This is a genomic window from Parvibaculum sp. (genome assembly GCF_030694575.1).
In the GTDB taxonomy this organism is placed as follows: Bacteria; Pseudomonadota; Alphaproteobacteria; order Parvibaculales; family Parvibaculaceae; genus Parvibaculum.
The window spans coordinates 1-17,719 of sequence record NZ_JAUYUS010000038.1; the positions used below are offsets into that span (position 1 = coordinate 1).

Annotated in this window: 14 protein-coding genes; all 14 read left to right on the forward strand. The window is 65.9% G+C overall.

Annotated elements, in window-relative coordinates; all coding sequences use genetic code 11:
- Positions 1-868: peptidoglycan-binding protein (locus Q8S60_RS06435; protein WP_305668439.1), on the forward strand; the 868-nt coding region annotated here is incomplete at its 5' end.
- Between the two features lie 111 nt (positions 869-979).
- Positions 980-1,462: a cytochrome c maturation protein CcmE gene (gene ccmE / locus Q8S60_RS06440; protein WP_305277222.1), complete on the forward strand. Its 483-nt coding sequence runs from the start codon at positions 980-982 to the stop codon at positions 1,460-1,462.
- Positions 1,459-3,441: a heme lyase CcmF/NrfE family subunit gene (locus tag Q8S60_RS06445; RefSeq protein ID WP_305277224.1), complete on the forward strand. Its 1,983-nt coding sequence runs from the start codon at positions 1,459-1,461 to the stop codon at positions 3,439-3,441. Before ccmE ends, Q8S60_RS06445 begins: the two co-directional genes overlap by 4 nt.
- Before the next feature lie 5 nt (positions 3,442-3,446).
- On the forward strand, positions 3,447-3,926 hold the full coding sequence (locus tag Q8S60_RS06450) for a cytochrome c-type biogenesis protein (protein ID WP_305277226.1): 480 nt from the start codon (positions 3,447-3,449) through the stop codon (positions 3,924-3,926).
- 152 nt (positions 3,927-4,078) lie between these two features.
- Positions 4,079-5,560, forward strand: a complete 1,482-nt coding sequence (locus Q8S60_RS06455; protein WP_370867285.1) for a DegQ family serine endoprotease — start codon at positions 4,079-4,081, stop codon at positions 5,558-5,560.
- A gap of 34 nt (positions 5,561-5,594) precedes the next feature.
- Entirely contained in the window at positions 5,595-6,272 is a 678-nt protein-coding gene (locus tag Q8S60_RS06460; RefSeq protein ID WP_305277230.1) for a response regulator transcription factor, read from the forward strand.
- Positions 6,259-7,659, forward strand: coding sequence for a HAMP domain-containing sensor histidine kinase (locus Q8S60_RS06465; RefSeq protein ID WP_305277231.1), 1,401 nt, complete (start codon positions 6,259-6,261; stop codon positions 7,657-7,659). The genes Q8S60_RS06460 and Q8S60_RS06465 overlap by 14 nt, the downstream gene beginning before the upstream one ends.
- 41 nt (positions 7,660-7,700) lie before the next feature.
- On the forward strand, positions 7,701-10,646 hold the full coding sequence (locus Q8S60_RS06470; RefSeq protein WP_305277232.1) for a bifunctional [glutamine synthetase] adenylyltransferase/[glutamine synthetase]-adenylyl-L-tyrosine phosphorylase: 2,946 nt from the start codon (positions 7,701-7,703) through the stop codon (positions 10,644-10,646).
- 258 nt (positions 10,647-10,904) lie between these two features.
- Positions 10,905-12,503 carry an NAD(P)/FAD-dependent oxidoreductase gene (locus Q8S60_RS06475; RefSeq protein WP_305277233.1) on the forward strand — a complete coding sequence of 533 codons (1,599 nt, stop codon included), beginning with the start codon at positions 10,905-10,907 and terminating at the stop codon, positions 12,501-12,503.
- 3 nt (positions 12,504-12,506) lie between these two features.
- Entirely contained in the window at positions 12,507-14,123 is a 1,617-nt protein-coding gene (locus Q8S60_RS06480; RefSeq protein WP_305277235.1) for an NAD(P)/FAD-dependent oxidoreductase, read from the forward strand.
- A complete protein-coding gene (locus tag Q8S60_RS06485) occupies positions 14,120-15,421 on the forward strand; it encodes an aminomethyltransferase family protein (protein ID WP_305277237.1) in 1,302 nt (433 codons plus the stop codon). The genes Q8S60_RS06480 and Q8S60_RS06485 overlap by 4 nt, the downstream gene beginning before the upstream one ends.
- 165 nt (positions 15,422-15,586) lie before the next feature.
- Positions 15,587-16,300, forward strand: a complete 714-nt coding sequence (locus Q8S60_RS06490) for an EF-hand domain-containing protein (RefSeq protein ID WP_305277238.1) — start codon at positions 15,587-15,589, stop codon at positions 16,298-16,300.
- Between the two features lie 130 nt (positions 16,301-16,430).
- The gene (locus Q8S60_RS06495) at positions 16,431-17,009 is read left to right on the forward strand and encodes an RNA polymerase sigma factor (protein ID WP_305277239.1); all 579 of its coding nucleotides are present in this window, start codon (positions 16,431-16,433) and stop codon (positions 17,007-17,009) included.
- 25 nt (positions 17,010-17,034) lie between these two features.
- Positions 17,035-17,544 carry a hypothetical protein gene (locus tag Q8S60_RS06500; protein WP_305277240.1) on the forward strand — a complete coding sequence of 170 codons (510 nt, stop codon included), beginning with the start codon at positions 17,035-17,037 and terminating at the stop codon, positions 17,542-17,544.
- Positions 17,545-17,719 lie beyond the last annotated feature (175 nt).

Sequence of the window (17,719 nt, forward strand, 5' to 3'; positions counted from 1 at the left end):
GCGGGGCGATTACGCCCGCGTCACGCTCCTCGTCGGCGATAGCGGCCACCTTACCTATGGCCGGGCCCAGACGACGCTGGGCAGCGGCAATCTCCACCTCCTCATCAAATCCTATTGCGACGCGCCAGGCGCCGCCTACGCACGCGCCTGCAAGCCTTATCTCCCGCGGCTGGCGGACATCGATCTCCGCCTCGACAATGACCAGGCTTTCCGGAACCTGTTGAAGGAAGCGGGCGCCGACCCCGTCATGCGCGACACGCAGGACAGTTTCTTCGACCGCGTCTACTGGAAGCCCGCCGCCGCTTCCGCCGCAACGCTCGGTCTCGCCGAAGCGCTCTCGGTTGCGGTCGTCTATGACAGCGTCGTCCATGGCTCGTGGATAGCGCTCCGCGACCGCACGGTCGCGAAAGCAGGTCACCCGTCCAAAGCGGGCGAGCGCGTCTGGGTCTCGGCCTATGTCCGCGAGCGGCGGAGCTGGCTCACCGCCCACCCGAATACGCTCCTCCGCAAGACCGCTTACCGCATGGAAGCTTTCGAGGCATTAATCGCTGCGAAGAACTGGTCTCTCGCCCTGCCGATGATGGTGCGGGGCGTGCGCATCGATGAAGCGGTGCTCGGTCGCCGCCCGCCGGTCGCTGTCTCCGCCATCGACGCCGCGACACGCAATCTCCGTCTCACCGACCCCTTCATGACCGGCAACGACGTCCGCGCGCTTGAAGCGGCGCTGGTGAAGGAGGGTTACGCCATCAATTGCGACGGCGTCTTCGACGAGGGGCTGGAAAAAGCCCTCAAATCCTTCCAGCAGGATTATGGCCTTGTCGCCGACGGCATAGCCGGCCCTGCGACCCGGATCATGCTGGGCATTTGAGGCCACGCGCCGAAAACCCGTTCCCCCGCGACGATTTAGCGGTTTCGCCGCCATGCCCGCCCGGATATATCTCAGGCCATCCATTTCGGCCCGACAAGGGAGCGGAACCCTATGACGCGCAAACAGCGCCGCGCCACCTTCATCGCCGTCAGCCTCGGTATTCTGGCTCTGGCCGTCGGACTCGTGCTTTATGCAATGCGCGACAGCATCGTCTATTTCTACAGCCCGAGCGACGTCGTCGAACGGGGTGTCGAACCCGGTCAGCGTATCCGTCTCGGCGGCCTCGTGGAGCCAGACTCGCTGGAAAAGCTTGGCGATGCCTATGTTCGCTTCAACGTCACCGATTTTGCCGAGACGATCTCCGTCACCTATCGCGGTGTGCTGCCGGATCTCTTCCGCGAAGGGCAGGGCGTCGTCGCCGAAGGCGCGCTGGACGATGCCGGCGGCTTTACCGCGGACAATGTGCTCGCCAAGCACGATGAATATTACATGCCGCCGGAAGTCGCCGACGCACTGAAGCGCACCGGCAACTGGCAGGGCGAGGGCGCCGAAGCGCCGCATTCGGAAACCTACGGGCAAGGCAGCTATCCATGATCGCCGAATTCGGCCATTTCGCGCTGGTGCTTGCGCTTGCCGTGTCGCTCGCGCAGATGATCGTCCCGATGATCGGAGCACAGCGCCGCGACGTGGCCCTGATGGGCGTTGCCCAGCCCGCTGCCGTACTGCAGTTCGGCCTTGTCGCGCTTGCCTTCGCCGTTCTCGTCTACGCTTTCGTCGTTTCCGATTTTTCGATCAAGCTCGTCTACGACAATTCGCATTCCGCCAAGCCGATGATCTTCAAGATCAGCGGCGTCTGGGGCAATCACGAAGGGTCCATGGTGCTCTGGGTGCTGATCCTGGCGCTCTTCGGCGCCATGGTTGCCGTCTTCGGCCGCAATCTGCCGGATACGTTGCGCGCCCGCGTCCTGGCCGTGCAGGCGTCGATTGCCGTCGCCTTTCTGCTCTTCATCATCTTCACCTCCAATCCCTTCATCCGCCTCGATCCGGCGCCCTTCGAGGGCCGGGGGCTCAACCCTCTCCTGCAGGACCGCGCGCTCGCCTTCCATCCGCCGTGGCTCTATGCCGGCTATGTCGGCTTCTCGATGACGTTCTCCTTCGCCGTCGCCGCGCTCATCGAAGGCCGCGTCGACGCCGCCTGGGCGCGCTGGGTGAGGCCATGGACGCTCGCGGCCTGGCTCGCGCTCACCATCGGCATCGCCATGGGTTCGTGGTGGGCGTACTACACGCTCGGCTGGGGCGGCTTCTGGTTCTGGGACCCGGTGGAAAACGCCTCGCTGATGCCGTGGATCGCGGGTACGGCGCTTCTCCATTCGGCCATCGTCGCCGAAAAGCGCGGCGCGCTGAAAAGCTGGACCGTTCTCCTCGCCATCATCGCCTTCTCGCTGTCGCTTCTCGGCACCTTCCTCGTCCGCTCGGGCGTCCTTACCTCGGTTCACGCCTTCGCGGTCGATCCCGCGCGCGGCATCGTCATCCTCGGCATCCTGATCTTCTTCGTCGGCGGATCGCTGGGGCTTTACGCATGGCGCGCACCGCTTCTGAAGGCCGGCGGCATTTTCGCGCCGATCAGCCGCGAAGGCGCGCTGCTCATGAACAACCTGCTGCTCGCCGCCGCTACCGCCTCCGTTTTCATCGGCACGCTTTACCCTCTGCTGCTCGATGCTGTTGGCGGCCACAAGATTACCGTCGGTCCGCCGTTCTTCAATTTCACCTTCGTGCCGATCTTCGTGCCGCTGCTCTGCCTCGTACCCATCGGTCCCTTCCTGAGCTGGAAGCGCGCGGACATTCGCGGTGCGGCGGAGCGTTTGCTCGCCGCCGCCGGTTTTGCCTTTGTCGCCTGCCTCGCTGTCTTCGCCTTCATGCAGGAAGGCCCGTGGCTTGCGCCCTTGGGTATCGCGCTTGCCGTTTGGCTCGTGGCGGGCGCGGCATCCGAGATCGCATGGCGCACCAAACTTTTCTCGACACCGCTGTCCGAGAGCTTTGCCCGCGCGCGCCGTTTGCCGCGCGCCGCGTGGGGCATGGCGCTTGCCCATGGCGGCCTCGGCATCGCGGTTGCGGGCATCGTCGGCATCACCGCGTGGCGGACGGAACTCATCACCTCGCTTGCTCCCGGCGACAGCGCCGAACTCGCAGGCTACACATTGACCCTCGATCGGGTCGGCATGCGCGACGGCCCGAATTTCGTTGCAACCGTGGGGCTCGTTCGCGTCGAGAAGAATGGCCAGGCGGTTGCGACCCTCATGCCGGAAAAGCGCCGCTTCCCTGCCGAACGTCAGGAAAAAACCGAAGCCGCCATCCGCACCACCGGCTTCTCCGACCTCTATGTCGTGCTCGGTGATCCCGCCGCCGACGGCAAATGGATATTGCGCGCCTACAACAATCCCTTGGCGCCCTGGATATGGATCGGCGGCATGATTATGGCGCTCGGGGGCGCCATCTCGCTCACTGACAGGCGCCTGCGCGTCGGTGCGCCGGTTGCCGCCAGGGCTCATGCGCGCCCCGTGCCGGCGGAGTAGCCCCCATGCGCCGCTCGCTCGCCGTCTTCTTCGTCGTTTTCGCCCTGGCGATGCCCGCCTTCGCCGCCATAGATCCGGTTGAGCGTCTCGGCGATCCGGCGCTCGAAGCCCGAGCCCGCGCCCTCTCGAAGGAACTGCGCTGCCTCGTCTGCCAGAACCAATCGATCGACGATTCCGAAGCCGAGCTCGCACGTGACCTCCGCACGCTCGTCCGTGAGCGGATTGCGGCAGGCGACAGCGACGAAGCCGTGCTGGATTACGTTGTCGATCGCTACGGCGAATTCGTGTTGATGACGCCACGCTTCGAGCCTTCCACATGGGCTCTCTGGCTCGGTCCTCTTGCTGCTCTGCTGGTGGGGGGCGGCATCGCCGTGTTCGTCCTGCGCCGTCAGCGGGCGCGGGCGGTCGAGCCTCAGCTCACGCCGGAGGAAGCGGCCCGTGTCGCTGTCCTGATGGACGAAAATGGCCCGGACGCTTCTCGCTAGGTGCGCCATTTTTCAGCCTTACTTATTTGTAATGATTCAGACATGATTTGGCAAGGATCAGGCCATGATCCTTGCCGTCAAGATTGGCCGTCCTCGCACCCGTACCTCCCGGGCCGTTGGAAGGGTGGCTCAACGAGCATGGGAGTGCAGCAATGCGAAATGGTCGGAAAAACACGATGCGGCACCGGACCCTGGCGCTGGCCGCCGCTGGTGCACTGGCGCTCGGCGCATGGGCCACGGGCGCCGTGGCCGAAACGGCCCCGCTGGACACGCAATCTGCCGCTCCTGCGGCGACGGCGCTGGAACGGCTGCCGAGCTTCGCCGATCTCGTCGAAAAGGTGAACCCGGCCGTCGTCAGCATCCGCGTCGATGAGGAAGTGGCGGCCGGCGGTCCCGCCGGCAGGCCGGACCTGCCGTTCCCGCCCGGCAGTCCCTTCGAAAAGTTTTTCCGCGACATGCAGCCGCAAGGCCCTGACGGCGCGCAGCCGCGCCGCCACGCAACCGCGCTTGGCTCCGGCTTCCTGATCTCGGCCGATGGTTACGTCGTTACCAACAACCACGTCGTCGGCGACGGCAAGGACATCACCGTCGTCCGCGACGACGGCAGCGAGATGAAGGCGAAACTCATCGGCCGCGATCCGAAGACCGATCTCGCGCTCGTGAAGGTCGAGAGCAAGGAACCGCTGCCCTACGTCGTCTTCGGCGATTCCGACGGGCTGCGCGTCGGCGACTGGGTCCTCGCGGTCGGCAATCCCTTCGGTCTCGGCGGCACCGTCACGACCGGCATCGTCTCCGCGCGCGGCCGTGAAATCGGCGCCGGGCCCTACGACGATTTCATCCAGATCGACGCCTCGATCAACAAGGGCAACTCCGGCGGCCCGACCTTCGACGTGCGCGGTAACGTGGTCGGCGTGAACACCGCGATTTTCTCGCCCACCGGCGGCAGCGTCGGCATCGGCTTCGCCATTCCCTCCTCCATCGCACAGAAAGTCGTCGCGCAGCTCAAGGACAACGGCAAGGTCACGCGCGGCTGGCTCGGCGTCACCATTCAGCAGGTCGATGAGGATGTCGCCTCCACGCTCGCTCTCGACAAGCCGCGAGGCGCTCTCGTCGCGCAGGTCGCGGAGGACAGTCCTGCAAAGAAGGCCGGCATCCAGACCGGCGACGTTATCGTCAATGTCGACGGCAAGGAAATGGAAGACGTGCGCGCGGTCAGCCGCACCGTCGCGGACCTGAAGCCCGACACGCAATCGAAGATCGTTCTGTGGCGTGACGGCAAGCGGAAGAACATCACCGCTCAGATCGGCACCTTCCCCGAAGAGGTGGCGATGGCCGCTGCCTCGCCCGGTGACGAAGCGCCCGTCGCTGGCACCACGAAAAGCCTCGGCCTTGCGCTCACCCAGTCGCCGGACGGCGTCGTGGTGCAAAGTGTCGATCCGGCGAGCGATGCCGCCGAAAAGGGCGTCCGTCCGGGCGACATCATCGTCAAGGTCTCCGGCAAGGACGTGACGAAGCCCGCCGATGTCGTGGCGGGCGTCGCCGAAGCGAGCAAGGCCGACAAGAATTCGGTGCTGCTCCTTCTGCGCAGCGAGAACCAGCAGCGCTTCGTCGCGCTGACGCTCGAAAAATCCTGAACCCGGCCATTATCCCGGGGGGAGCAAGGCAGCGATGCGCATTCTGGTGATTGAAGACGATCTCGAAGCGGCGGCCTATGTCGTGAAAGGGCTGCGCGAGAGCGGTCATATCGTCGATCATGCGGCGGACGGGGAGGAGGGCTTGACCCTCGCCCTGTCCAGCACCTTCGACGTGATGATCGTCGATCGCATGTTGCCCAAGCGCGACGGTCTCAGCGTGGTCGAAACCTTGCGCGAGGAAGGGGTCCGCTCGCCGGTTCTTTTCCTTTCCGCGCTCGGCGAGGTGGACGACCGGATCAAGGGCCTCAAAGCGGGCGGCGACGATTACCTGACGAAGCCTTATGCCTTTGCGGAGCTTCTCGCCCGCATCGAGGTGCTGGTCCGGCGCTCCAACCCGGACCAGGTCCGCACCCGGCTCCAGGTCGGCAGCCTCGAAATCGACCTTCTGGCCCGCAAGGTCATCCGCGACGGCACCGAAATCGACCTCCAGCCTCGCGAATTCCGCCTTCTCGAATATCTGATGAAACATGCCGGCCAGGTCGTTACGCGGACCATGTTGCTTGAGAACGTCTGGGAGTATCATTTCGACCCGCAAACAAACGTGATCGATGTGCATATCTCGCGGCTGAGAGCCAAGATCGACAAGAATTTCGAGCAGCCGCTCTTGCACACGGTCCGAGGGGCTGGATACTCGCTGCGTGCCGCTGATTAAACTCCTCAAGACCTCGACCTTCCGGCTCGCGGTCATCTATCTGGCTCTGTTCGCCGCTTCGGCGATCACGCTTCTGGCCTATGTCTATTGGAATACGGCCGGTTTCCTCGCCCGTCAGACGGACGAGGCGGTAGAGGTTGAAATCGCCGGTCTCGCCGAGCAGTACCGCCAGGGCGGGCTGCCGCTTCTGGTCCACACCGTCATCCAGCGCTCGCGCGACCCCGGCCAGAGTCTCTACCTGGTGCTCGATCCGGCCGGCCGCGTCCTCGCCGGCACGCTCGACGCGCGCCCGCAGGTCGAGCCCGGTCCCGACGGCTGGTTCGACTTCGACTACAACCGCAAGACCCTCGACGGCGTCGATATCAAGGCCGCCCGCGCCCGCGCCTTCTTTCTGCCGGAGGGCTTCTATCTTCTGGTCGGCCGCGACGTGCAGGAGCGGCGCGAGATCGAAAGCCTCATCACCAACGCGCTCATCTGGGCCATCGGCCTCACAATGGCGCTCGGCCTTGTCGGCGGCCTCTTCATGAGCCGCAACATGCTGGCGCGCGTCGACGATATCAACCGCTCGAGCCGGGACATCATGGAGGGCGACCTCTCTCAGCGCCTTCCCATCGCCGGCACCGGAGACGAACTGGACCAGCTTGGTCGCAATCTGAATGCGATGCTCGACCAGATCGAGGCGCTGATGATCGGCATGCGGCAGGTGACCGACAACATCGCGCATGATCTTCGCAGCCCCCTGAACCGGCTGCGCAACCGCCTTGAAGTCACGCTGATGCAGGAGGCCTCCGCCGACGACTACAAACAGGCGCTCGAAAAGACAATCGCCGAGGCCGACCATCTGCTCGGCACCTTCAACGCGCTTCTGATGATCGCACGCGCCGAAGCCGGCTCGCTCCGCGACTCCATGACCTGGGTGGACCTGAGCGCCACGATGCGCGACGTCGCCGACCTCTACGAGCCGGTCGCCGAGGAGCACGATCTCTCCATCGCCATCGAGGTGCCGGACGGGCTGCAAATCTGGGGCAACCGCGAGTTGCTCTCGCAGGCCCTCGCCAACCTCCTCGACAACGCCATCAAACACGGTATGCCACAGTCCGACGATACGGAGCGCAGCATTGTCGTGTCCGCCGAAAGCGATCCGGACCGGCCCGGACGCGGTATCCTTCTCTCGGTCGCCGATCGCGGCATCGGCATTCCGGAGGGCGAGCGCAAGCACGTCCTGGAACGCTTCGTCCGGCTGGAAGCAAGCCGCAACACGCCGGGCTCCGGCCTCGGCCTCAGCCTCGTCGCTGCCGTCGCCCGCCTCCACGGCGGCACCGTCGAACTCCGCCACAACAACCCCGGCCTCAACGTCACGCTCTTCCTGCCTGTCTCCGGACGTTGAACTGGGCTAACCTGCCGCCGCTTGAGACGGAGGAGATCGAAGTGACGAGTGAAGAAGGCGCGAAGGCGCTGCGCATGGTGGCGGCGAACGCACCTGCGCCTTATGACGGAACCCGTGTCGCCCGCGAGATGGAGGACCTCGAAGCCGCCATTGTGCGCATCGGCGACAAGACACTCGCGGAGCTCCTCGCCGACAAGGCCGTCCGTCACCTCGTCGTCTCCATCTTCGGCAACTCGCCCTTCCTCGGCCGCATCGTCCGTCTTCATCCGGAGTGGTTGCCGCGCCTCCTCACGCGTGCGCCGGAGGTGGCGCTCGACGATCTCCTCGCCCGCGTCGCTCGCGTCACCGATGCCCAAACGCAGGCCGATGTCATGGCCGCGCTCCGTCTCGCGAAGTCGGAAGCCGCCCTCCTCATCGCCATGGCCGACATCACCGGCGTCTGGCCGCTCGACAAGGTGACGGACGCGCTCACCTCCTTCGCGGACGCCGCCGTCGGGGTCTCCATCGCATGGCTTCTCCGCAACGCCGCCACGCGCGGTCAGGTTCTCCTTGAGCCCGGGGAAATTTCCTCCGAAGGCTCCGGCCTCGCCATTCTGGGCATGGGAAAATACGGCGCGCGCGAACTCAACTATTCGAGCGACATCGATCTCGTCGTCTTCTACGAGCCCGGCCAGTTGCCGTTGAAACCCGGCCTCGACGACAGCGACTTCTTCGTCCGCCTGACCAAGGACCTCGTCAAGCTGCTGCAGGAACGCACCGCTGAAGGCTATGTCTTCCGCACCGATCTGCGCTTGCGCCCGGACCCCGGCGGCACGCCGGTCGCGGTCTCTCTTCCCGCCGCTGAAACCTATTACGAAAGCCGGGGGCAGAACTGGGAGCGCGCCGCCTTCATCAAGGCGCGGCCCGTGGCCGGCGACATGGCAGCAGGCTCGCGCTTCCTGAAAATGCTGACGCCCTATATCTGGCGGAAGAACCTCGACTTTGCCGCCATCGACGACATCCATTCGATGAAACGTCAGATCCACGCGGTCGGAGGCCATGGCGCGGTCGCCGTCGCCGGTCACAACATCAAGCTCGGTCGGGGCGGCATCCGGGAGATCGAGTTTTTCGTTCAGACCCAGCAATTGATCGCGGGCGGTCGCGACCATGACCTTCGCGGCAAACAAACCTGCCCGATGCTGGATGAACTCGCCGCAAAAAAATGGATAGCGCCCGAAGCGGCGGCGGAGCTGAAGGAAGCCTACCGCTTCCTCCGTACCCTCGAACACCGCCTCCAGATGATCGACGACGAGCAGACGCACTCTCTCCCCGCGAGCGACGAAGGTCTCGATCATGTCGCCTGCTTCCTGGGCTTTCCGGGCCGCGCACAATTTGCCGATGCGTTGACGCAACGTCTCGAATGCGTCCGCGATCACTACGCGAAGCTCTTCGAAACCGCGCCGCCCCTGAGCGAGGAGCGCGGCAGCCTCGTCTTCACAGGCACGGAAGACGACCCCGACACGCTGAACACGCTTCGCGGCCTCGGCTTCGAAAAAGCCTCGGAGATGTCGGAAGCCATTCGCGGGTGGCACACGGGCCGCTTCCCCGCTACCCGCGCGTCGCGGTCGCGCGAATTGCTGACAAGCCTCATGCCCGCGCTTCTGCGTGCGCTCTCCCGCACCTCCAATCCCGACACCGCCTTCGACCGCTTCGACAAATTCCTCACCGGCCTTCCCGCCGGCGTGCAGCTTTTCTCGATGCTCTATTCCAATCCGAGTCTGCTCGACCTTCTCGCGGGGATTTGCGGCACCGCGCCCCGGCTTGCAAGTTACCTGAGCCAGAACCCGCGCGTGCTGGAGGCGGTGGTCGACCCGGACTTCTTCAAGGTTCTTCCCGGCAAGGTCGAACTGCATGAAAGCCTCACGGCCGCCCTCGTTCATGCCGTCGACTATCAGGACACGCTCGACTTCGTCCGCGTCTGGGCACGAGAATACCGCTTCCGCCTCGGCGTCCGCGTCCTGACGGGAAGCGCCGACGCGGAGGAGGCGGGCCCTGCCTATGCAGCCCTCGCCGCCGAACTCGTTGCCGCACTGGCGCCCGTCGCCGAAACGAAAGTCGCCGAGAAGCATGGCCGCGTGGCCGATGGCCGCTTCGCGGTTGTCGCGATGGGAAAGCTCGGCAGCGAGGAAATGAGCGCCGCCTCGGATCTCGATCTCATCGTCATCTACGACACCGGCTCACCCGACGCCCAGTCGGATGGCGAGCGCCCGCTCTATGCGTCTCAATATTATGCCCGCGTCTGCCAGCAGCTTATCAGCGCGCTCACCGCGCCGACCGCCGAAGGCAAGCTCTACGAGGTCGACATGAGGCTGCGGCCATCCGGTAATGCCGGTCCGATCGCCACCGCCTTCGACAGCTTCGTGGCCTATCAGGAAAGCGAAGCCTGGACGTGGGAACACATGGCGCTCACCCGCGCCCGCGTGATTTCCGGCCCCGATGAACTTCGTACACGGATCGAAGATGCCATTGCCACCGCGCTCCGCCGTCCGCGCGACCGGGCGAAGATCGCGGTGGACGTCGCGGATATGCGCGCCCGCGTTGAAAAGGAACGCTCCAGCAGGAACCCGTGGGAACTGAAGCATGTGCGCGGCGGCCTCGTCGACATCGAGTTTATCTGCCAGTACCTCCAGCTCGTTCATGGCGCCACGCACCCGGAGATACTGCAGACGCATACCCGCGCCTCGCTTGCCCGTATCGCCGCCGCCGGCCTCGTCTCGCCGGAAACTGCGGACCTGCTTCTGCGCGCCATCGCGCTCACCCACAATCTGACGCAAGTCATCCGCATCTGCGTCGAGGGCGTCTTCAATCCGGCGGAAGCCTCGCCCGGCCTGAAGTCGCTCCTTGCCCGCGCCGGCGACGCACCGGATTTCCCCATCCTCGAAGCCGAACTGATCGAAACCCAGCGCCGCGTCTTCGAGGCTTTCGCCGAAATCGTCTCGCCCTCCTGAGCACCGTCGCCCCCGCGATGGCTGAGATATTGCACCGCTTTCTTGCTTGTGGGGGTCTCGCCGCGTTTACCTTCTTTTATTGAAACGCGCTGTAAGCAAGGCAAAACCCCGGCATTCTTGGTTAACGCGCGTGCCGCTCCGGTGCGGCTCGCGAGTTGTGTTGGGCGCAAGGCGTGTCAATTCGGTACGCTTCTTGTAGGTAAGTCCCATTCCGGCAGCCGCTTGCCGGAAGAGGACGTGTGTTTGGAGTAAAGGCGCATGGAGCGTCGCGATGCCGTCGTCATCGGGGCCGGGCTGAACGGACTCGTTGCCGCTGCCAGTCTGGCGCGGGGCGGGCTCGACGTGCTGGTGCTCGATCGCGCCGCGGCGCCGGGCGGCGTCTCCGCCGAACGCGAAATCGCGCCCGGGTTCCGCCTGCCGCGCTACACGCTCGGCAGCGGCGGCTTGCCCGCCCGCATCGTTGCCGATCTCGATCTGCCCCGTCACGGCCTTCGTTTCGTCCGCGCCGAGGGTGGCGTCTCCTGCCTCCCCGATGGCAGCTACCATGCAAGCTACCGCGATGGTGTCGTCCATCGCCGCGAGATCGCGCGCTTTTCACGCCGCGACGCCGATGCGTGGACGCGCTATCGCCGCGACATGCTGCGCGCCGCGCGCGGTCTGGGACCGCTTCTCGAGGGGCCGGCCCGCACCATCCCGAAGGGCCTCTTCGGCGGTCTTCGTGCGCGTCTCGGCCTTGCCGACCGCATCGCCGCCATCGCGCCGGAAGACGTCGCGGACATGCTCCGCCTCTGGACCCTTCCCATGTCGGATTTCCTCGACGGCTACTTCGAGTCCGATGTCGTGAAGGCGCATCTCGCTTCCGCCGCCTTGATGCGCGGAACGCTGGGTCCTTGCTCGCCTACCGGCGCCTCGCGCCTCGTCGCACCCTGGATCGGTGAGCCCGGCGATGCGATGGGCGGCGCGCCGGAAACGCTTCTGCCTCATGGCGGCCCCGCCGCGCTTGTGCGCGCGCTCATGTCGGTCATTGAGGCGCATGGCGGCCAGGTCCGCATGGAAGCGGAAGTCACCGACATCCTGATAAAGGACAAGGTCGTCCGCGGCGTCGTCCTTGCGAACGGCGAGGAGATCGGCGCCGGCTCGGTTCTCTCCGGCCTCGACGTGAAGCGCAGCTTCCTCAGCCTCTTTCAGTGGAAGGACCTGCCGGAAGGTCTGGTGGAGCGGGTCGGCCGCGTCCGCATGAAGGGCGTCACCGCCAAGGTCAATCTCGCGCTCGGCGCCATGCCGGACTTCCCCTATCTCCCGCCCGGCTGTCCCTCCGTTGCGGGCGGCCTGCGTCTCACCGGCTTCATCCCCGCCCAGGAGCGCGCCTTCACCGATTGGCGCGACCGCATCCCTCCGCGCGACCCGCTGATCGACGTGCTCATCCCGTCATTCCACGACGCCACGCTGGCGCCCGCCGGCATGCACGTCCTCTCCGCGCTCGTGCAGTTCGTCCCGGAAACGCTTCACGAAGGCGCATGGAGCGGCGAACGCCGCGATGCGCTCGGCGACCTCGTCATCGCCCGCCTCGGTGAAATAAGCCCGGGCATCGAGAGCCGCATTCTCGCTTGCGAGGTGTTGCTCCCGCACGATCTCGAAAGCGAGCTCGGCCTCACCGGCGGCGACCTCGCTTATGGCGAGACGACGCTGGACCAGATGTTCGCCAACCGGCCTTTCCCGGGCATGGGCGGCGCTGAAACGCCGCTGCGAAATTTCTACCTCTGTTCGCCGAGCGCGCATCCGGGGCCCCTCGTCATGGGCGGCGCGGGCGCCAATGCTGCCGCACAGGTTCTCTCCCGCCGCCGGAAGCGAGGCTGAGCCATGGCATGGGGCGGCAGGAAATACGATGCGATCGTGATCGGCGGCGGGCATAACGGCCTCGTCGCCGCCGCCTGCCTCGGCCGCGCCCATCGCCGTGTCCTTCTCGTCGAGGCGCGCGACCGTCTCGGCGGTGCCGCCGCCACTGCGGAAATCCTGCCCGGCTATCGAGTATCCGCTGTTGCGCATCTGCTCGAAGGCTTTCCGCGCCGTCTCGAGCGCGAATTGAAGCTCGGCAAACACGGTCTGCGCTACGCCGCGCGCAACATACCGACGGTCGCTCTCGACCGCGACGGCAAGCACCTTCTCCTGCCACGCAGCCGGAAGGAATTTTCCGCCTTCGCCGCGCACCTCCCGAAGGATGCCGTCGCCTATCGCGACTATATCTCCCGCCTGCAGACGCAGGCGGCCCTGGTCGCGCCGCTCTTCGCCGAAGCGCCGCCGAAGCCCGGCGATGCGGAAGCGCTCAGGCAGCTTCTCCGGCGTCTCGTCTGGCGTGCGGAGCTCGGCGGCGGCGCCACCCTGCGCCGTCTGATGCGGATACTGCCCGAAAGCATCGGCGATCTTCTCGATGCCGAGTTTGAGTCGCCGCTGTTGAAAGGCGCGCTCGCCTTCGATGCCACGCTCGGCGGTAGCGAAGGCCCCTATGCGCCGGGGACCGCCTTCCGCGCCGTCTGCCGCGAGGCGATGCGGATGCAGGGGCAGGGCGTGCGCCTGCCGCAGGGCGGAATGGGCTCGGTCGTCGATGCGCTTGCCGCCGCCGTCTCCGCGCAGCGCGGCGAAATCCGTCTCGGCGCGCGCGTCGCCCGCATCCTGGTCGAAGACGGCGTCGCCGCCGGCGTCGAGATGGAGGATGGCTTCATCGTTCGCGCACCGCTCGTGGTCTCCTCGGCCGGTCCGCGCAACACCCTGCTGGAGCTCCTGGGCGCCGCCCGCCTCGAAACCGGGCCGGCCATGCAATTGCGCGCGCCAGCACCGGGCGGCACATCCGCCAAAGTCAATCTGGCGCTCGAGGGCGCGCCGCAATTCGCCGGCCTCGCGCCGGAACTTCACGGCGCGCGCCTCGTCATCTCGCCGTCGCTGGAAGAACTCGGCCACGCAAACGCTGCTTGCCGTGAGGGGGATTTCGCCTCCGATCCCGTCATGGAAGTCACCATTCCCAGCATGAGCGACGGGACGCTCGCGCCCGCCGGCCATCATGTGCTTTCCGTGCTCGTTCACCACGTTCCTTACGATATCGAAGGCGGCTGGCCGGCACGCCGCGAAGCTTTCGTGCAGCGCGTCGTGCGCACGCTGGAGCATTATGCGCCGGGCATCGGCGATCTGATGATAGCCGGTGAAATTCTGACTCCGCCCGACATCGAAACGAAATACGGTCTCGCGGGCGGCGACTGGCATCAGGGCGACGTCCGCCTCGATCGTCTCTTCGGTTTCCGGCCCGCGCCCGCTTTCGGCCGTTACGGCACGCCTGTCCCGGGCCTTTACCTCTGCGGTGCGGGCAGTCATCCCGGCGGCGGGGTCACCGGCCTGCCGGGTTTCCTGGCGGCCGAAGTCATCGCGGCGGAAACTTCCGTGAAACGCACAAGCGTGGGACAGTTGGATGAAAGGGAGCCTGCATGATCCCGGACACCCTGCTTCCCTCGCCGCAAGACGAAGAGGTGGAGAACCTCCACCCCGAAATCGACCCGCTCGATGAGCGGGCGGCGGTCGATCCTGCTCTGTTTGAAGACATGCGCGCGGAGCCGGTCTTCGCCCGCGCTGTCCTCACGTCACCGCTTCACCTCGCGGTCGCCGCCGAAAGCCGTACCAATAACTGGACCGTCTGGAACGGCTTCACGACGCCCGCCACTCTCACCGATCTCGGCGACGAGTATCGTGCCCTGCGCGGCGCCGCTGCGCTGATGGACATTTCACCGCTGGTGAAATACCGGATCGCCGGCCGGGACGCGCGGCCCTTTCTCGACCGTCTCGTCACCCGCGATCTCGGCGCGCTGGAAGTCGACCGCGCGCTTCACGTCGTCTTCTGCGAAGGTAACGGGTTTGTTCTGGGAGACGGGCTTCTCTTCCGCCTCGACGACGATGAATATCGTCTCGTCACGGAGGAAACGCACCTCGCATGGCTGCTGGACAGCGCCGTCGGTTTCCGTGTCCGCATCGAGGACGTCAGCGCGACGCTCGCCGTTCTCTCGCTGCAAGGTCCACTCGCCGCTCTCTGCCTTGCCGAAGCGGGTGTCGCAAATATAGCGGAGCTTCTGCCCTTCGCCGCGCGCTGGACCGAAATCGCGGGCATGCCGGCTTACGTGAGCCGCACCGGCGCCAGCGGCGATCTCGGCTACGAAATCTGGATCGACCCTGACGATGCGCCGCATGCCTGGCGGTTCCTTCTGGAGAAATCCGGGCCATATGGCCTCACACCGGCGGGTTTCGATCTGCGCGAACTCGCGCGCCTTGAGACAGGCTTCCCGCGCGCGGGTAAGGACTATCTCTCCGCCTTCGCCGCCATCGACGCTGCCGATGCACGCACGCCCTTCGACCTTTGGGTCGAGCCGCTTGTCGATTTCGGAAAACCTCTCTTCAACGGCCGCGAGGCGCTCCGTCGCCTCGTCCTCGTTGAACCGCGCCGCCGCGTCGTCCCCCTCGTCGTCGATGGGCTGGAGCCCGCGCGCTTTGCCGCCGTTCATGCGAACGGCCGCCTTGCGGGCACGGCCACCAGCATCGGTTTCTCGCCGGCACTCGCCGCCAACATCGCGCTTGCAACTGTCGATGCCGCTGCGCTCGCCGCATCGGATCTTGCCGTCCGCGCGGAACGCCGTGAAGGCGTCTCCGTCCGCGAGATCGTGCTGCCCGCCCGCGTCCTCACGGAACCGGCATGGAACAACCCGCGCCGTCTCGCTATTCCGGCCCCTCTGAAGGCCTGAAAAATTTCCGCCTGTTCCTCGACGGAATCGCTGTCCCTCCTCGTTAGATGAAGTAACGGGTGCCCGGACGGCCCCCCTCCGGCCTCCCCCCAGCCCGGCGGAAACCGGCCGTCCGGCGCGCCCGGCCTTCCGGGGTACGGAAACCTAGGAACAAGGAATATTGAGATGCGAAAACTGAAATTTGGCCTGCTCGGCGCCGCCTCGGCCCTCGCACTGGCGATCGCCATTCCGGCCCTCTCCCACGCCGAAACGGGCAAGCCCGGCCACGGCGCCCGCATGATGTTCGAACAGGCGGATACCGACAAGAGCGGCGACATCTCGCAGGCCGAAATGCGCGCTGCTGCGGAAATGCGTTTCGACGCCGCCGATGCAGACGGTGACGGTATCGTTACGAAGGCGGAATTCGAAGCCGCGAAGGAACAGCATCGCGGGAAGTTCAAGATGCATCGCGGTACGCCGGAGGAGCGTTTCAGCGCAGCCGACGCCGACGGTGACGGCTCCATCACGCTCGACGAAATGAAGGCGGCTTTCGCAAAGCGTGCCGCCGAAAACGGCCGGGATGCGGACGGCAAGCATGCCTCCCGTCTGGACAAGATATTTGCCAAGCTGGACGCCGATAGCGATGGTGGCATCACCCTCGAGGAAATGAAAGCGGCCGGCGACATGCGCGCGAAGCATGCCGGCAAGCACAGCGGCAAGCGTGGCGATTTCTTCGGCCACCTCGACGCCGATGACGACGGCCAGGTGACGAAAGCCGAATTCACGGCCGGCAGCGACAGGATGTTCAAGATGATGGACGCGAATGGCGACGGCAAGATCGAGCCGGGTGAAGGCCGCATGCATCATCGCAAGGGTGCGGAGACGCCGAAAGCCGAGTAGGCTGAACATGCGCTTCGAAACAACGGAGGGTGCCGGCGCGAGCCGGCGCCCTTTCGCGCTGCCGGCATTGGCATCCGGCGATGACGCGGAAAGCCCGGTGCATGTCGCCGGAAAAAGGGGATGCGGTCGCTTGGATGGACCGTCGGATGACGAACTGGTAGCCGCCGTCGCTTCGGGCGACGAAGCGGCCTGCCGTGAACTCATGGACCGGCACTTGCCGCGGGTGACAGCGCTTGCCCGCCGCATACTCGGCAACCGGGCCGACGCCGAGGACGTCGCGCAGGAGGTTTTTCTCCGCGTCTGGACCCATGCAGAGCGCTGGGAGCCGGGCAGGGCACAGTTCGGCACCTGGCTCCACCGCGTCGCCGCCAATCTCTGCCTCGACCGCCTGCGTAAAAACAGGGGCGGCACCGAGGATATCGACGCCATCCCGGAACCCGCCAGCGAAGAGCCCGGCCCGGACCGCCAGCTCGAACAGAACGAACTCGCCGCCCGCGTGGAAGCCGCCCTCCAGGCCCTGCCGGAGCGTCAGCGCACCGCAATCGTGTTGTCCCACTATCAGGGCCTCACCAATATCGAAGCCGCCGAAATTCTCGAAATTACGGTCGAAGCCGTGGAATCGCTACTTTCCCGGGCGCGCCGCCAATTGCGGAGCAGTCTGGCGACGGAAAAGGGCGATCTGCTACGTTCAAGGAAAGTGAGCGCCTGAAAAACGCTCATTCAATGGATCGAAGATGATGCAGAAAGAAATCACACTGGAGCGGCTGGCCGGGATCGTCGGCGCCTATGGCGCGTCGCCGTCGCGCTGGCCCGAGGACGAGCGGGCCGCCGCCGAGGCGTTGCTTGCCGCCTCCGCCGAGGCCCGTGCGCTGGTCGCCGATGCCGCCCGCTTCGATGCGCTGCTCGACATGGCGCCCGCCGAAGCACCGTCGGAGGCGCTGGTCGCCCGGCTCATGGCCGCGCGCCCGCGCGCCGTCCCGCCGGTCTCCGCGCCCGCGACCGCGCCGCGCAAGACGTTCCTGCGCGGCTTCGTCGAAGCGGTCTGGCCCTACGGCTCGCCCGCCTTTCCGGCCGGTGCGCTCGCCGCGTCGATCATGCTTGGCGTGACGCTCGGCTCAACCCTCGATATTTCACTTCCCACAACGTCAACAATGACAGCGGCTACACCCGATGCGGCGACCGGCGACGAACTGATTTCGCTGGCCCTTGCGGACACGGCATGGCCCGAGGAATGGATGCAATGAGCGACACCGGCACATCGCCTTCTCCCGCCCCCGAAAAGCCCCGCCGCTGGCTCGGGCCGGCTTTCCTTGCCTCGGTCGCGCTCAATCTTTTTCTCCTCGGTCTACTCTCCGTTCCCTTCTTCATGGGCCCGCGTCACGAATTCGCCATGCGCGTTCCGGGGCCTGGTGGCGGGCC